Annotated in this window: 15 protein-coding genes; 7 read left to right on the plus strand and 8 right to left on the minus strand. The window is 60.0% G+C overall.

What is annotated here, in order from left to right:
• Nucleotides 1–72: 72 nt before the first annotated feature.
• The 3 genes from TU79_RS17305 to TU79_RS17315 form a co-directional block, all read right to left on the minus strand.
• Nucleotides 73–1,515 (minus strand): NCS1 family nucleobase:cation symporter-1, encoded by a 1,443-nt coding sequence (locus tag TU79_RS17305; protein ID WP_057009125.1) that lies wholly within the window; start codon nucleotides 1,513–1,515, stop codon nucleotides 73–75.
• A gap of 197 nt (nucleotides 1,516–1,712) precedes the next feature.
• On the minus strand, nucleotides 1,713–2,111 hold the full coding sequence (locus tag TU79_RS17310; protein WP_057009126.1) for a DUF2177 family protein: 399 nt from the start codon (nucleotides 2,109–2,111) through the stop codon (nucleotides 1,713–1,715).
• Between the two features lie 53 nt (nucleotides 2,112–2,164).
• Complete coding sequence (locus tag TU79_RS17315) at nucleotides 2,165–3,001, minus strand: CvfB family protein (RefSeq protein WP_057009127.1); 837 nt, start codon at nucleotides 2,999–3,001, stop codon at nucleotides 2,165–2,167.
• 324 nt (nucleotides 3,002–3,325) lie between these two features.
• Between TU79_RS17315 and TU79_RS17320 the strand changes: the two genes are divergently transcribed.
• The 3 genes from TU79_RS17320 (at nucleotide 3,326) to TU79_RS17330 (ending at nucleotide 5,364) form a co-directional block, all read left to right on the plus strand.
• On the plus strand, nucleotides 3,326–3,505 hold the full coding sequence (locus TU79_RS17320) for a hypothetical protein (protein ID WP_003193095.1): 180 nt from the start codon (nucleotides 3,326–3,328) through the stop codon (nucleotides 3,503–3,505).
• 207 nt (nucleotides 3,506–3,712) lie between these two features.
• Complete coding sequence (locus TU79_RS17325; protein WP_057009128.1) at nucleotides 3,713–4,435, plus strand: TorF family putative porin; 723 nt, start codon at nucleotides 3,713–3,715, stop codon at nucleotides 4,433–4,435.
• 65 nt (nucleotides 4,436–4,500) lie between these two features.
• Nucleotides 4,501–5,364 (plus strand): DUF6279 family lipoprotein, encoded by an 864-nt coding sequence (locus tag TU79_RS17330; RefSeq protein WP_057009129.1) that lies wholly within the window; start codon nucleotides 4,501–4,503, stop codon nucleotides 5,362–5,364.
• Between the two features lie 114 nt (nucleotides 5,365–5,478).
• Here TU79_RS17330 and TU79_RS17335 read toward each other — a convergent pair whose 3' ends face one another.
• Both TU79_RS17335 and TU79_RS17340 read right to left on the minus strand, forming a co-directional pair.
• Nucleotides 5,479–5,883 (minus strand): hypothetical protein, encoded by a 405-nt coding sequence (locus TU79_RS17335; protein WP_057009130.1) that lies wholly within the window; start codon nucleotides 5,881–5,883, stop codon nucleotides 5,479–5,481.
• 183 nt (nucleotides 5,884–6,066) lie between these two features.
• Nucleotides 6,067–7,413 carry a DEAD/DEAH box helicase gene (locus tag TU79_RS17340; protein WP_003230485.1) on the minus strand — a complete coding sequence of 449 codons (1,347 nt, stop codon included), beginning with the start codon at nucleotides 7,411–7,413 and terminating at the stop codon, nucleotides 6,067–6,069.
• A 194-nt stretch (nucleotides 7,414–7,607) separates the two neighbouring features.
• Here TU79_RS17340 and TU79_RS17345 point away from each other — a divergent pair, with 194 nt between their 5' ends.
• Nucleotides 7,608–8,888 carry a mechanosensitive ion channel family protein gene (locus TU79_RS17345; protein ID WP_057009131.1) on the plus strand — a complete coding sequence of 427 codons (1,281 nt, stop codon included), beginning with the start codon at nucleotides 7,608–7,610 and terminating at the stop codon, nucleotides 8,886–8,888.
• Between the two features lie 4 nt (nucleotides 8,889–8,892).
• On the opposite strand, the gene TU79_RS17350 is transcribed toward TU79_RS17345, so the two are convergent.
• Both TU79_RS17350 and TU79_RS17355 read right to left on the minus strand, forming a co-directional pair.
• Nucleotides 8,893–9,759 carry a carboxylate/amino acid/amine transporter gene (locus TU79_RS17350; RefSeq protein WP_057009132.1) on the minus strand — a complete coding sequence of 289 codons (867 nt, stop codon included), beginning with the start codon at nucleotides 9,757–9,759 and terminating at the stop codon, nucleotides 8,893–8,895.
• A gap of 406 nt (nucleotides 9,760–10,165) precedes the next feature.
• A complete protein-coding gene (locus tag TU79_RS17355) occupies nucleotides 10,166–10,480 on the minus strand; it encodes a hypothetical protein (protein ID WP_057009133.1) in 315 nt (104 codons plus the stop codon).
• 49 nt (nucleotides 10,481–10,529) lie between these two features.
• On the opposite strand from TU79_RS17355, the gene TU79_RS17360 reads away from it, so the two are divergent.
• From TU79_RS17360 to TU79_RS17370, 3 genes are all read left to right on the plus strand, one after another.
• Nucleotides 10,530–11,453: a PA3225 family LysR-type transcriptional regulator gene (locus TU79_RS17360; protein ID WP_003230476.1), complete on the plus strand. Its 924-nt coding sequence runs from the start codon at nucleotides 10,530–10,532 to the stop codon at nucleotides 11,451–11,453.
• Nucleotides 11,454–11,630: 177 nt separating this feature from the next.
• A complete protein-coding gene (locus TU79_RS17365) occupies nucleotides 11,631–12,194 on the plus strand; it encodes a peptidylprolyl isomerase (protein WP_057009134.1) in 564 nt (187 codons plus the stop codon).
• A gap of 80 nt (nucleotides 12,195–12,274) precedes the next feature.
• A complete protein-coding gene (locus TU79_RS17370) occupies nucleotides 12,275–14,107 on the plus strand; it encodes an ABC transporter ATP-binding protein (RefSeq protein ID WP_057009135.1) in 1,833 nt (610 codons plus the stop codon).
• 51 nt (nucleotides 14,108–14,158) lie between these two features.
• Here TU79_RS17370 and TU79_RS17375 read toward each other — a convergent pair whose 3' ends face one another.
• Nucleotides 14,159–15,283, minus strand: coding sequence for a GNAT family N-acetyltransferase (locus TU79_RS17375; protein WP_057009136.1), 1,125 nt, complete (start codon nucleotides 15,281–15,283; stop codon nucleotides 14,159–14,161).
• Nucleotides 15,284–15,402: the final 119 nt, after the last annotated feature.

A 15,402-nucleotide genomic window follows, 5' to 3' on the forward strand; every position in this document is an offset into this window, starting at 1 on the left:
CGAAACCACAACTAACTATTACTGAATGGATTCAAATCCTGACGCTTCGTTCAAGCTATCACACGCTGAGGGTTAGCCGGCAACTATCGGGGCGCCAACACGTACCTGCTCACGGCGCGCCAGTACCAGAAAAAACAGCCCGCCCAGGAAGCACCCGGTGAACCAGGCGAAGTTGGCCATCCCCTGCAATGCCGGCGTGAAGGTGATTGCGACACCCATCAGCGTCGCCGGCACCAGCGCTTTTACCGCCGTCCAGTTCACGCCGCCGTCGAAGTAATAGCGCCCGCTCGGGCTGTCATCGAACAGGGCGTCCACGTCGATTTTCTGTTTTTTGATCAGGTAGAAGTCCACCAGCAGAATCCCGAACAACGGCCCGATGAATGCCGCGAGGATATCCAGGGTGTAGTGGATCATCAGCGGGTTGTTGAACAGGTTCCATGGCGTGATGAAGATCGACGCCACTGCAGCGATCATTCCGCCTGCGCGCCAGCTGATTTTGCTGGGCGCGACATTGGCGAAATCAAACGCCGGGGACACGAAATTGGCCACGATATTGATGCCGATGGTCGCGGTGACGAAGGCAAAGGCGCCCAGCAGCACGGCCATGTCATTGTCGATGCGAGAGACGGTGGCAATCGGGTCATGCAGCATTTCACCAAACACCGGCAAAGTGCCCGAGACGATCACTACGGTCACCAGGGAGAACGCCAGGAAGTTTACCGGCAGGCCCCAGAAGTTGCCCCGCCGCACGTCCTGCATGCTGCGGCAGTAACGGCTGAAATCGCCGAAGTTCAGCGTCGGCCCTGAGAAGTAAGACACCACCAGCGCGGTCGCCACGATCACCTGACCGAATGCCTGCCAGCCCGACAGGGACTTTTCGGCCAGGGTAAAGCTGATGTTGCTCCAGCCCGCTTTCCACACGATCCAGCCAGCCAGGGCGAACATCACCGCATACACCACCGGCCCCGCCCAATCGATAAAACGACGGATCGACTCCATCCCGGCCCAGAACACCGCCGCTTGCAGCACCCACAACGTCAGGAAGCCAAACCAGCCAAGGTAAGACAGGCCTGCAAAGTGCGGCTCTGCATACACCGCCATTTGTGGGAAAAAGCGCAGCACCACGATGATCAAGGCACTGGACGCCAGGTACGTCTGAATGCCGTACCACGCCACCGCAATCAGGCCGCGAATCACTGCGGGAATATTTGCCCCGAATACGCCGAACGCCAGCCGGCAGATCACCGGATACGGCACCGCAGCCTGCTGGCTCGGCCTCGCCACCAGGTTGGCGATCAATTGCACGATACCAATGCCGGCCAGCAAGGCGATCAGCACCTGCCAACTGGCCAGGCCCAGCGCAAACAGGCTGGCGGCGAACACGTAGCCGCCGACGCTGTGCACATCGCTCATCCAGAAGGCGAAGATGTTGTACCAAGTCCATTTCTGTGGCAACGGGCCCAGGTCCTGGTTGTACAGGCGTGGGCTGTAGCCGTTGGGCAATTGTTCGGTCATCGCTTGGCTCCTCGAAATACCGGCCTGCGCATCCGTAACAGGGTGCATACGGGAGGCAGCAGGTTTGTATACGAGGTAGTCAGCAGATTGCGTGCCAATAGCACACAATCCCTCTGGAACAGCGCTCCAAAGGAATACACTGCGCTTTAACTGCGGGGGCCGCGCTCAACAACGGTGCAGATCAATCCTGTACACAATCAGCGGTGCACTCGTTGTGCACACAGGTAACCTACCGTGCAACAGGTTGCCGTCAGGAAGGTGCCCCAGGCCATGTCCATGAGCGCAAGCCCGGCGGACCAGCCTTGTAAGGTGGCCCAGTTGCTCAGGTCGTAGGTGCCGTAGGCCACCAGTCCGAGCAATGCGCCCATGCGCGCGGCGCGCTGCCAACTGGCGCTGGGCAGTACCACGAACAGCACGCAACCAATGACGTAGAGAACATAGAACAGCACGGCCGGCAGCACGCGTGGCTGATCGAGCATCAGCGAACCGAGCAGGGATTTGTAGGTAGGGCCCATCAGGACACCAAGCCACAGGCCGTCGAGAATCAGGAAGGCAACGAGGGTGCCGAGGCAGGCAAACAGCGTTTTCTTGGACATCACGAAAGACCTTGTAGGAGCGAGCTTGCTCCTACAGCTAGAGCAAACCCTACTCAGCTAAGTTCAATGCGATCCGCGTGAATCACGATCTGGCCCTGCTTGTAGAGCGCACCAATCGCCTTCTTGAAGTTGCCCTTGCTGACGCCGAACAAGTTGCTGATCACCGCAGGGTCACTCTTATCGCTGACCGGCAACGTACCGTTGTTGTCACGCAACTTGGCGAGAATCTTCGAGTTGAGGCTCGATGCCGCTTCCTGGCCGACCGGCTGCAGGCTCAGGCTAATGTTGCCATCGGCGCGAATCTCCTTGATGAAGCCCTTCTCTTCCTTGCCCGGGCGCAGGAACTTGAACACTTCGTTCTTGTGAATCAGGCCCCAGTGCTTGTTGTTGATGATCGCCTTGAAACCCATGTCGGTCGCTTCGGCCACCAGCAGGTCGACTTCCTGGCCCACCTGGTAATTGGCGGGCGTCTTGTCGAGGTAGCGGTCGAGGCGCGCGGTGGCGGTAATGCGCCGGGTGTGTTTGTCGAGGTAGACATGCACCACGCAGTATTCACCCGCGGTCAACTGGCGCTTTTCTTCCGAATACGGCAGCAACAGATCCTTGGGCAACCCCCAATCGAGGAACACACCAATACTATTCACCTCAACGACTTTCAAACTGGCGAATTCGCCCACCTGAACTTTGGGTATTTCCGTCGTGGCGATAAGTTTGTCATCGCTGTCCAGATAAATGAAAACGTTAAGCCAGTCTTCATCTTCACTGGGAATATCCTTGGGGATATACCGATTGGGCAAGAGGATTTCGCCATCCTGCGCACCGTCCAGGTACAAACCGAAGTTAGTGTGTTTAACCACTTGCAAGCTGTTGTAGCGCCCGACTAAAGCCATTTCCAGATACCCTCATTACGTGGGCGGCATTCTACCCGAGTTGAGACCGGCACGCGCGTGACCCGCGAAAAACGCGTGTGGGCATGGCGTCATGCTGGCGCAGCCCGCTCGTCTGATCACTCGGCTGAATCCTGGCGAGCTGCCTGACGCCCATTCAACCTTATGAGTTGATTTAAAACAGCAAGTTAGCCGTTTAATTCAGTGCTTAATGGTCGTTCATACCGGCGAAAAGCCTCGGGCTTCAGGGGATATTTGCCAAGCAATTGTCAAGTATTTCCTGTACGATGCCTGGCCAAGTTAATTCTCTACAGGTTAGTGGCCGCCATGCGTGTAAAAGCATCCAACAGCAAAGCAAAGCCAGCTCCCGCGGTTGAAACCAGCGAATCGATCAACAGCCAGATTGCTGCTTTCCTCAAATCCGGCGGCGAAATCCAGCAAATTGCCAAGGGCGTGAGCGGTCAGACTTTCGGCCCGTCCAAGCAGATCAGCCTGGGCAAGAAGTAACACCCGCGCAGCATTTCTGGTCCCTGAGCGCCTTGCCTCCAAGGCGCCTGGACTAGAGTCCGAAATACCCTCTTGCTTCACCTCACGTTGCGCTAATCGACGAACGGGCCTCATCGCCGGTCATTCGCCGTTATGCTTGCACACGTCTAGCACGGGCATCTGCCCGACTTCTTCTGTCACTGCTCCTCGCTTTTCATGGAGTGAAGCATGTTTAAACCCTGCATTTTTCTGGTCAGCGCCCTGGTCGCCAGCCCACTCGCCGAAGCGCAGATTTTCCAGCGCGAATGGGGTGACTTCGACCTCAAGCTGGGCACCACGCCGAGCCGTTCCATGGCCCAGGGCTTGGTCAAACCCACCTCGCCGGGCAGCGACTCGTTCCATGGCGGTCTGGATTTAAGCCACAACAGTGGCCTGTACTTTGGCCAGTTTTCGCCGAATATGGGGCTTTCGTCCTCTCGCGACCTCGAAGTCGATTCGTATATGGGCTTCAAGCATCCTTTCGACCAGACCCTGGGCTACGAAGTCGGCCTGATCCACTACAGCTACCCCACGCTCAGCCCCCTCGACAGTCAGGAGTTCTACGGCGGTCTCAACCTGCTCGGCAACCGCTTCGGCGCTTCCTTCAGCAACGACCCCGACCGTCAGGACAGCACGCTGTTTGCCGACCTCAGCGGCACCCAGCCCTTCGGCATAGGTGTAAGCATGAAGTACACCACCCATCAACTGGGCACACCGGTCTCGGTGGACAGCGGCTCTATCCGCAGCTTCAGCGACTGGTCGGTACAGTTTTCCAGAGCATGGAAAGGCATCGATCTGGACCTGATCTACAGCGACTCCAGCCTCAGCGGCGGCGACTGCTCGGCCTACTCCGGCCACAACTCGCAATGTGATGGTCTATTGACCTTGAAGGCCGCACGCTCGTTTTATTGATGGGCTGAACTGTCGCGCCTCGCGCAGGTTCAGATACGTGAACCCCTCTGCGCAAGGACCCGCCCATGCTACGCCGGCTCAAACTTCTGGTGGTACTGCTGACGCTCGGCCTGGTGCTCGCCGGCTGCAATCGCGTGGGCCTGGCCTACCGCAATCTCGACGTGATAATTCCCTGGACCCTCAACGACTACCTGGACATGAATGCCGGGCAGAAGAGCTGGTTCAACGACACCCTCAAGCAGCACCTGGCCTGGCATTGCACCACGCAGTTGCCGGGTTATCTGGACTGGCTGGATCGCCTGCAACGGATGGTCGATGACAATCAGGTCACCGACGCAGCGCTGCAAGCGCGCACTGTCGAAGCCAAGCAGGCGATTGCCGATGTCGCGCGCGAGATCACGCCGTCGGCGATCCAACTGCTGCAGGGGCTGGACGATCAACAGGTCAAGGAGATGAACGACGCACTGGCCAAGGACCTGCGCAAACGCCAGGACGAATACCTGAAGCCGCCACTGAAACAGCAGATCAAGGAGCGCGCCGAGCGGATGAACAAACGCCTGGATGCCTGGATGGGACCGCTCAGCGCCAGCCAGCAGAACCGCGTGATGGCCTGGTCAACGGAACTGGGTGATCAGAACACCGCCTGGATCGGCAACCGCGCCCATTGGCAGGCGCAGTTCATTGACGCCGTGAAGCAACGCCAGAGTGCCGATTTCCCACAGAAGGTGCAGCAATTGCTGGTGGACCGCGAAAGCCTGTGGACACCGGAATACCGCGCAGCCTACGCCCAGACGGAAGCGGCGGCGCGCAGCCTGATCGTGGATTTGATGGCGCAGAGCTCGGCGCAACAGCGAATCAAGCTCACGCAAAAAATCGACGGTGTGCGGGGTGACTTCAAGGCATTGAAGTGCCTGAAGGCTGCCAACTGATAACCACGTGCGGGAAGGGGCTTGCTAACGATTGCGGGTGTCAGTCAGCCTATTTACGACTGACCTACCGCTATCGGGAGCAAGCCCACTCCCACATGGGGCATGGCATGACCTTCAGATCGCACCACCGGCAATTGCAGCGTTGGAAGCCACCTCATCGAATGTTGCTTCATCCAGCGCATCTTCCTGCTGGTCCAGAACCTGGCGCGTATCGCGCTCCCCCGGAATGGCACTGTCGATCAGCGACAGCAGGCTCGACCCCCGTGGCGTCAAAATAAAATTCTCACCATTGCCGCCCTCTGCCTGCGGGCGCGACTCAATAAACCCGCGCTTGAGCAACAATGTTTCATAATCCGCAGCGGTTTCTTTCAGCGCATCAAGGTTGCCGACCGATTCGCCGGCCATGGCCTTGCCAGCGGCTTCCTGCGCGGCGTATTTGCGCGGAGCGAAGCTGCCCTCGCCGTTCTGCACTTCGTGCAGCAAACGTTCGATCAGATCCCAGTTATAAGTCGTCGTCATCCTGATTCCTCCCGCAGGCCGTTGAAAAGTAGCCCGTAAAAGGTGTGACCCACTGCATCACTCTGCGTTCAGCTGAATAGACAGACGCCATTTTCCTGAAATTTCCAGACGTTCCCTGCGCCAAGCGCATATCATCGCGCATAAAAAAACCGGACATTGTCCGGTTTTTTTGTTGCCAGCGCGTTATTCCGCAGCCGGCGCTTCCGGCTTGCGGCGCTTGAGCGGCGCCATGCCGTCCTTGCTGACGAGCGACAGGTTGTCGGTCTTCGGGCGATTTGCAATCTTGCGCTTGGTCGGCGACTTGGCGCCGGCTTTCTTCTTGTCGCCCTTGGCGTCGGTCTTTTTCTTCTTCACGCCAACGGCCTTGCCCGAAGCCTTGACCTTCTTCGGCCCGGTGTAGGTACCTTTGACTTCCTTGATGGTGCGACGCTCGAACGACTGCTTGAGATAGCGTTCGATGCTCGACATCAGGTTCCAATCGCCGTGGCAGATCAGCGAAATCGCCAGGCCATCGTTGCCGGCACGCCCGGTGCGGCCGATACGGTGCACGTATTCGTCGCCGCTGCGGGGCATGTCAAAGTTGATGACCATGTCCAGACCATCCACGTCCAGGCCGCGCGCAGCGACGTCAGTGGCGACCAGAATCTTCACGCCGCCCGCCTTCAGACGGTCGATGGCCAATTTGCGGTCTTTCTGGTCTTTTTCGCCATGCAGCACGAACGCCTTGTATTCCTGGGCCACCAGACGACCGTAAATGCGGTCGGCAGCGGCACGGGTATTGGTGAACACGATGGCCTTTTGGTAGGTCTCGTTGGCCAGCAACCAGTTGAGGATCTGTTCCTTGTGCACGTTGTGGTCAGCCATGACGATCTGCTGACGCGTGGTCGCGTTCAGGTCGCTGACGTTGTTGACCTGCAAGTGCTCAGGGTTGTTCAGGACCTTGGCGACCATGTCGCGCAGGGTCGAGCCGCCGGTGGTGGCGGAGAACAGCATGGTCTGCTGACGGTTGACGCATTCACTGACCAGACGCTGCACGTCGTCGGCAAAGCCCATGTCGAGCATGCGGTCGGCTTCGTCGAGCACCAGCACTTCGACTTCCTTGAGGTCGAGGTTACCGGCGTTGAGCTGCTCGATCATGCGGCCCGGCGTGCCGATCAGGATGTCCGGCACCTTGCGCAGCATCGCGGCCTGGACCTTGAAGTCTTCGCCGCCGGTGATCAGGCCGGACTTGATGAAGGTGAACTGCGAAAAGCGCTCCACTTCCTTCAAGGTCTGCTGGGCCAGCTCGCGGGTGGGCAGCAGGATCAGCGTCTTGATGCTGACACGCACTTTGGCCGGGCCGATCAGGCGGTTGAGAATCGGCAGGACGAACGCGGCGGTCTTGCCACTGCCGGTTTGAGCCGTCACCCGCAGGTCACGCCCTTCGAGCGCGAGCGGAATGGCCGCTGCCTGCACAGGCGTTGGCTCGACAAATTTAAGCTCGGCCACGGCTTTGAGCAGGCGTTCGTGCAGGGCGAATTGGGAAAACACGGGTGCTACCTCGAAGAAATACAAAATATCAGCTGCATAGGGTAACGGTTTCGGGCGTCCAAACCGAGTTTCTTTACGCGAACAGTGCGAATCGGCAGCTTTTTTGTGAGTGTATTTGTCCATGGCGTCAACTTCAGCGCACTTAAATGCTCTAATCGGCCCCGTCTTGTCTTACAGAGGAATCGGCTTTACCCATGGATATCAAACAGCTGTGGCGCAACGTGCAAGATCTCTGGGGCACCCTCGACGAGCATCCGCTGCTGCATTCCAGCCTCGGTCTGCTGGTATTGCTGGTGGTGGCCCTGCTGCTCGGGCGCGTGGCGCGATACCTCATCCTGCACGCGGTCAAGCTGCTTGGCCGGCAACCGTCCCTGCACTGGCTCAACGACCTGCGGCACAACAAGGTCTTCCATCGCCTGGCACAGATGACGCCGTCCCTGGTAATCCAGTTCGGTCTGTACCTGGTGCCGGACCTGAGCAAGACCGCCATCCTGTTTATCGGCAACGTCGCCCTGGCGATCACCATCCTGTTCATGACGCTGGCCGTGAGCGCCCTGCTCAACGCGCTGCTGGACATCTACGCGCGCACCGAGCACGCCCGCACCCGCTCGATCAAGGGCTATGTGCAGTTGACGAAAATGGTGTTGTTCGTGTTTGCCGCGATCATCATCGTCGCCACCTTGATAGACCGCTCGCCGCTGTTGCTGCTGTCCGGTCTGGGTGCCATGTCGGCGGTCATCCTGTTGGTGTACAAGGACACCCTGCTGTCATTCGTCGCCAGCGTGCAGCTCACCAGCAACGACATGCTGCGCGTGGGCGACTGGATCGAGATGCCTCAGGTGGGCGCCGACGGCGATGTGGTGGACATCACCCTGCACACCGTCAAGGTGCAGAACTTTGACAAAACCATCGTCTCCATCCCCACCTGGCGCCTGATGTCCGAGTCGTTCAAGAACTGGCGCGGCATGCAGGCCTCGGGCGGGCGCCGCATCAAGCGCAGCCTGTTTATCGATGCCAGCGGCGTGCGCTTTCTGCGCGATGACGAAGAAGTGCGCATGACCCAGGTTCACCTGCTCACCGACTACATCAGCCGCAAGCAGGCCGAACTCAAGGCCTGGAACGAAGCTCAGGGTAACAGTGCGCAGCTGTCGGCCAACCGCCGCCGCATGACCAACCTCGGCACTTTCCGCGCCTACGCCCTGGCCTATCTGAAAAGCCATCCGGACATTCAGCCGAACATGACCTGCATGGTGCGCCAGATGCAAACCACCGCCCAGGGCGTGCCGCTGGAAATCTACTGCTTCACCCGCACCACCGCGTGGGCGGATTACGAGCGGATCCAGGGGGATATTTTTGATTACCTGTTGGCGGTGTTGCCGGAATTTGGCTTGAGCCTGTATCAGCAGCCAAGCGGCAATGACCTGCGGGCGGGCGTGTTCAGCCCTTTGCCCGTGCAGGAAAACAGCGCCATCTGACGCTTCAGGGGTGAGCCGGCGCCCTGCGAATACCCAGCCGGCTGATCCACACCGCCCCCAGAATCACCAACCCACCCAACGCCAGGCGCCCCAGCGGCTCATGCTGGTTCCAGATCAGCAGGTTCAGCAACAGCCCCACCGGCACATGCAGGTTGTTGACCACCGCCAGCGTGCCGCCATTAACCAGGCACGCGCCCTTGTTCCACCAGTACATGCCCAATGCGGTGCTGACCAGGCCCAGGAACAGCAACACGCCCCACTGCAACGGCGCCTGCGGCAGAAAGTCGGCCTTGCCGAACAGCAGGAACGCCGGCAACACCACCAACAACGCCCCCAGGTAGAAATAACCGAAACGCCGGTAGTGCGGCTGATCGCTCGGATAGCGCGCCACCAGATGCTTGTACATGACCTGCCCGGCGGCGTAGGTGAAGTTGGCCAGTTGCAGCAGCAGGAAACCCATCAGGAAGTTCGGGGTGATCTGGTCGAAGCGAATCACCGCCGCGCCCGCCACCGCCACCAGTGCCGCCACCAGCGCCCACGGGTTGAAGCGCCGGTTGAGAGCATCTTCGATCAGCGTCACATGCAACGGCGTGAGGATGGTGAACAGCAGCACTTCCGGCACCGTCAATACGCGAAAGCTCAGGTACAGGCAGACGTAGGTCACGCCAAACTGCAGCGCGCCGATTACCAGCATGCTGCGCATGAAGGCCGGCTCCACCGAGCGCCAGCGGGTCAGCGGGAGAAAGATCAAGCCGGCCAGCACCACGCGCACCAACACCGCGAAGTAGCTGTCAACGTGACCGGCGAGGTATTCGCCGATCAAGCTGAAGGAAAATGCCTGAATCAGGGTGACAACCAGTAGATAGCCCATGCGCGCCTCGTTTCGAATGGGCGGGACATTAAAGGTTTTCGACGTTTGAAGAAACTCGGGGCAAAAAAAACCCGACCTCGCTAAAGCGGCAGTCGGGCAGGAGCACTCAGGAGCAACAAGTGCAAAGGGAGGTTCGTACGCGTACTTGAAGGGTTTGCGTGGGGCCATATAAACAGCGCGCGATTATCTGACGATTAAAGGATCAGGCGGCCGGAGCAAACACTGCCTTGCTGGCCGCTGTGTTCGATGATCAGAACGTTGCACGCCCGCTTGTAGGCTTCATCTGCAAAAGATGTAAGTCGATGGAGCGAAGACTAACCAGGGCTAACTCGATAAAAAAGCGCAAAAAACTGCTATAAACCATCTATAAATTTGTTTATAAGCAAAGGCATGCCCCGCTGCCGCTTTATTTTGGGCCGCAGGTCAAGGCAATGCGCATCTTGATAATCGCGCGATTGAACTTGACCGTGGTGTTGGTGTTTTTACCGGCTGGCACCGTCACCGTGCGGCGACGCGGCGATTCGGGACCGTTGGTAAAGATGACCGAACACACCGCGTCGTGGGTGCCGTAGTTGCTCAACTGGATCGAGCTGATGTCGGCGTCGACGTCCGAGGCCGTGTAATCAATGCTTACGCCTTCGATTTTCTTGCTCACATCGATGGGGTAGGCAAACGCACTGATCGGCAGCAGCGCCAGCAGCACACAACACAATTTTCTCATTCGGCAGTCTCCAATAAGGACTGTCAGCTTAGGACAAGAGGAACCCATCTTGAAAGCGCCCCGCGTTACCCTTGATCAATGGCGCACGCTGCAGGCCGTGGTCGACCACGGCGGCTTCGCCCAGGCCGCCGAAGCGCTGCACCGATCGCAGTCCTCGGTGAGCTACACCGTGGCGCGCATGCAGGACCAGCTCGGTGTGCCGCTGTTGCGCATCGACGGGCGCAAGGCCGTACTCACCGACGCCGGTGAAGTGCTGCTGCGCCGTTCCCGCCAACTGGTCAAGAACGCCAGCCAGTTGGAAGACCTCGCCCACCATATGGAACAAGGCTGGGAAGCCGAAGTGCGGCTGGTGGTGGATGCCGCCTACCCCAACACACGGCTGGTGCGTGCGCTGACCGCGTTCATGCCGCAAAGCCGTGGCTGCCGCGTGCGCCTGCGTGAAGAGGTGCTGTCGGGCGTGGAAGAACTGTTGATTGAAGGCGTGGCCGACCTGGCGATCTGCAGCTTCAGCATTGCCGGTTACCTGGGCACCGAACTGAGCGACGTGGAGTTCATTGCCGTCGCCCACCCGGATCACCCTCTGCACCGCATGAATCGCGAGCTGAGCTTCCAGGACCTGGAAAGCCAGATGCAAGTGGTGATTCGCGACTCCGGGCGTCAACAGCCGCGCGACGTGGGCTGGCTCGGCGCCGAGCAGCGCTGGACCGTCGGCAGCCTGGCCACCGCTGCCTCCTTCGTGGGCAGCGGCCTGGGCTTTGCGTGGCTGCCCCGGCATTTGATCGAACGCGAAATCGCCGAGGGCGTACTCAAGCAGCTACCCTTGGAGCAGGGAGCCAGCCGTCACCCCACGTTTTATCTGTACTCCAATAAGGACAAACCCTTGGGGCCGGCCACGCAAATTCTGGTTGAATTGCTGCGCAGCTTTGACACGGCGCCGCTGGACGCGCCTTTCGCCGCCCCACGGCAAAGCTGAAACGGCGCTCACCCAGGCCACTATGCTGGGCAAACCACCGCAAACGTGCTTATCTCGCCCGCTGGACACAACGGCGGGCCGGGATCAGCAGGAACAACGCACCCGGCTGACCTGTCCTAACCCTGTCACTGCGCCGAACACGACCACTCGACACCACCACTCAGGATCACTGACCCCATGCTGAAAAAAATTGCCTTCTTTGCCGGTTCCGTACTGTTTGCCGCCAACCTGATGGCGGCCCAGCCGGCCAAGCCCCCGCATGTATTGATCTCCACCACCAACGGCGACATTGAAATCGAACTGGACCCGGTCAAGGCGCCGATCAGTACCAAAAACTTCCTGGCCTATGTGGACAAGGGTTTCTACACCAACACGATTTTCCACCGGGTCATTCCAGGCTTCATGGTCCAGGGCGGCGGGTTCACCCAGCAGATGTCGCAGAAGCCGACCGAAGCGCCGATCAAGAACGAAGCCAGCAACGGCCTGCATAACGTACGCGGGACGCTGTCGATGGCGCGTACCTCGAACCCGGATTCGGCCACCAGCCAGTTCTTCATCAACGTGGCCGACAACGCTTTCCTCGACCCGGGTCGCGATGCCGGTTACGCGGTATTCGCCAAAGTGGTCAAGGGCATGGACGTGGTGGACGTCATCGTCAACTCCCAGACCACCACCAAGCAAGGCATGCAGAACGTGCCAATCGACCCTGTCCTGATCAAGTCGGCCAAGCGCATCGACTAAGGTTTGCAGGGAGTTCCGTGCGCGGCCCACAAGGCCGCGCGCGCATTTGAAAGGAGAGCCCGCCCGGCGGGTGTCAACCCATGCTCTATCGTCGTTTTGAACAACTGATCGACATCTTCCGCGACGCGCCCAGCGCCGCCCCGCCCGATAAAGTCCTGCCCTTCTACCTTTACTACCTGCGCCAGGTGTGGCCGCATTTTGCCGCCTTGCTGGTGGTGGGTTTGATCGGCGCCTTGATCGAAGTCGCGCTGTTCAGCTACCTGAGCCGCATCATCGACCTGGCCCAGGGCACGCCCCCAGCCGACTTCTTCCAGGTGCACAGCGCCGAGCTGATCTGGATGGCCGTGGTCGCCCTGCTGCTACGCCCGATTTTCGGCGCGCTGCACGACCTGCTGGTGCACCAGACCATCAGCCCCGGCATGACCAGCCTGATCCGCTGGCAAAACCACAGCTATGTACTCAAGCAGAGCCTGAATTTCTTCCAGAACGATTTTGCCGGGCGTATCGCCCAGCGCATCATGCAGACCGGCAACTCCCTGCGCGACTCCGCCGTGGCAGCCGTGGACGCGATCTGGCACGTGGCCATTTACGCCATCAGCGCCCTGGTGCTGTTTGCCGAGGCCGACTGGCGTCTGATGATCCCGCTGGTAACCTGGATCGTCTGTTACAGCCTCACGCTGCGTTACTTCGTTCCGCGGGTGAAGGACCGCTCGGTGATTTCCTCCGAAGCGCGCTCCAAGCTGATGGGCCGTATTGTCGACGGCTACACCAATATCACCACTTTGAAGCTGTTCGCCCATACCCGGTCCGAGCAGGAATACGCCAGGGAAGCGATCATCGAGCAGACCGAAAAAACCCAGTTGGCCAGCCGCGTGGTGACCAGCATGGACGTGGTGATCACCACCATGAACGGCCTGCTGATCGTCACCACCACCGGCCTTGCGCTGTGGCTGTGGACGCACTCGCTCATCTCGGTGGGCGCGATTGCCCTGGCCACCGGCCTGGTGATCCGCATCGTCAACATGTCCGGCTGGATCATGTGGGTGGTCAACGGCATTTTCGAAAACATCGGCATGGTGCAGGACGGCCTCAAAACCATCGCACAACCCCTGGCCGTGATCGACCGCGACAACGCCCAGCGCCTGCAAGTCCCCCATGGCGAGGTGCGCTTTGAGCAGGTGGATTTCCACTATGGCAAGCAGAGCGGGATCATTGGCGGCCTGAACCTTGAGATCAAGGCCGGGGAAAAGATCGGCCTGATCGGTCCATCGGGCGCGGGCAAGTCAACCTTGGTCAACCTGCTGCTGCGCCTCTACGACCTGCAAGGCGGACGCATCCTGATCGACGGCCAGAACATCGCCGAAGTCGCCCAGGAAACCCTGCGCGAGCAGATCGGCATGATCACCCAGGACACGTCGCTGCTGCATCGCTCGATCCGCGACAATTTGCTGTACGGCAAGCCCGACGCCACCGACGAAGAACTCTGGGCCGCGATCCACAAGGCGCGCGCCGATGAGTTCATCCCGCTGCTCTCTGACGCCGAGGGCCGCACCGGGCTGGACGCGCATGTGGGCGAGCGCGGCGTCAAACTCTCCGGCGGGCAGCGTCAGCGTATCGCCATCGCCCGTGTGCTGCTCAAGGACGCGCCGATTCTGATCATGGACGAAGCCACCTCGGCACTGGACTCGGAAGTGGAAGCGGCGATCCAGGAAAGCCTCGAAACCCTGATGCAGGGCAAGACCGTGATTGCGATTGCGCACCGACTGTCGACCATCGCACGCATGGACCGCCTGGTGGTGCTGGAGAAGGGCCGGATCGCCGAAAGCGGCAACCATGCGCAGCTGCTGGCACACGGTGGCCTGTATGCACGGCTGTGGCAGCACCAGACGGGTGGGTTTGTCGGAATCGACTGAGGTGTGCACGTTTTGAGTATGGAAAAGAGGGCAAGCTGAGACAGGGTCCGGTCAGCCCTGCCGATACGGCAGGGCTGCCCTTGCTTCTTCGGCATACGCCAGAATCCCCACACGCTCCCTTTCCAGGAAATCCTCCACGGCATTCTTCAACCCCGGATGGCGCAGGTAATGCCACGAGTGGGTGATCACCGGCTCGAACCCGCGAATCAGTTTGTGCTCGCCCTGGGCGCCGGCGTCGAAGCGTTGCAGGCCTTCGGCGATGGCGTAGTCCATGCCCTGGTAGAAACAGGTCTCGAAATGCAGACGGTCGAATTCGGCCAGGCAGCCCCAGTAACGGCCGTAGAAACTGTCACCGCCGACCAGGCTGAACGCCATCGCCACCGGGCGCGAACCCTGTTTGGCCAGCACCACGCGGATCATCTCGGGCATGCGCTCGGCCAACAGGCTGAAAAACGCGCGGGTCAGGTAAGGTGCCTGGCGGCGTACCGCGTAGGTGTTGGCGTAGCAGGCGTAGACGAAATCCCATTGTGCTTCGCTCAGTTGATGGCCGTGCAGCCACTCGAACTCGATGCCCTGCCCCGCCACCTGTTCCCGTTCCTTGCGCATCTGTTTGCGCTTGCGTGAACTCAAGGCGTCGAGAAAATCCTGAAAATCGCGGTAGCCCCGGTTTTGCCAGTGAAATTGGCAGCCCAGGCGCTGCAGCCAGCCCGGCTGCCGGGTCAAGGCGTCATCGGCCAGCACGTCGGTGAAGTTGATATGCGCACTGGAGAGCCCTTCTATTTCCAGGTAGCCCGGCAAACTGTTGAGCAACTCGAAACCGTCCTCGGCACTCGCCGCCAGCAGGCGCGGCCCGCTTACCGGGCTGAATGGCACCGCCATGAGCAGCTTGGGGTAGTAGTCGATGCCGGCACGCGCGCAGGCATCGGCCCAGCCATGGTCGAACACATACTCGCCGTAGGAATGCCACTTGCGATAACCGGGCAATGCTGCCACCAGCCGATCACCTTCCCAGTGCAGCAGATGCTCGGGCTGCCAGCCCGACTGCGGGCCCAGGCTGGCGCTGTCTTCCAGCGCACTCAAAAAGGCATGCCGAACGAACGGCTGGCCCTCGGGCACTAGGGCATCCCACACCGACGGGGCGATTTCGCACAGTTTGTCCAGACGTTGCAACGGCATCGGCATCCTCACTGGTGGTTGGCGTAGAAGCCTGGCGAGTATCGCTCATCACGGTAGCCGTTCACACCTCGAAAAACCGCGGACAGGGCTCTAGACCAATAGTTCCGCGCGCCAGGCGG

The organism is Pseudomonas trivialis (assembly GCF_001439805.1).
Lineage (GTDB): Bacteria > Pseudomonadota > Gammaproteobacteria > Pseudomonadales > Pseudomonadaceae > Aquipseudomonas > Aquipseudomonas trivialis.

Coding starts and splice junctions, on each gene's coding strand:
- TU79_RS17330 (WP_057009129.1), top strand. CDS start 4,501: ATGCTACGCCGGCTCAAACTTCTGGTGGTACTGCTGACGCTCGGCCTG.
- TU79_RS17365 (WP_057009134.1), top strand. CDS start 11,631: ATGCTGAAAAAAATTGCCTTCTTTGCCGGTTCCGTACTGTTTGCCGCC.
- TU79_RS17375 (WP_057009136.1), bottom strand. CDS start 15,283: ATGCCGTTGCAACGTCTGGACAAACTGTGCGAAATCGCCCCGTCGGTG.
- TU79_RS17350 (WP_057009132.1), bottom strand. CDS start 9,759: ATGGGCTATCTACTGGTTGTCACCCTGATTCAGGCATTTTCCTTCAGC.
- TU79_RS17370 (WP_057009135.1), top strand. CDS start 12,275: ATGCTCTATCGTCGTTTTGAACAACTGATCGACATCTTCCGCGACGCG.
- TU79_RS17355 (WP_057009133.1), bottom strand. CDS start 10,480: ATGAGAAAATTGTGTTGTGTGCTGCTGGCGCTGCTGCCGATCAGTGCG.
- TU79_RS17305 (WP_057009125.1), bottom strand. CDS start 1,515: ATGACCGAACAATTGCCCAACGGCTACAGCCCACGCCTGTACAACCAG.
- TU79_RS17320 (WP_003193095.1), top strand. CDS start 3,326: ATGCGTGTAAAAGCATCCAACAGCAAAGCAAAGCCAGCTCCCGCGGTT.
- TU79_RS17335 (WP_057009130.1), bottom strand. CDS start 5,883: ATGACGACGACTTATAACTGGGATCTGATCGAACGTTTGCTGCACGAA.
- TU79_RS17315 (WP_057009127.1), bottom strand. CDS start 3,001: ATGGCTTTAGTCGGGCGCTACAACAGCTTGCAAGTGGTTAAACACACT.
- TU79_RS17310 (WP_057009126.1), bottom strand. CDS start 2,111: ATGTCCAAGAAAACGCTGTTTGCCTGCCTCGGCACCCTCGTTGCCTTC.
- TU79_RS17325 (WP_057009128.1), top strand. CDS start 3,713: ATGTTTAAACCCTGCATTTTTCTGGTCAGCGCCCTGGTCGCCAGCCCA.
- TU79_RS17345 (WP_057009131.1), top strand. CDS start 7,608: ATGGATATCAAACAGCTGTGGCGCAACGTGCAAGATCTCTGGGGCACC.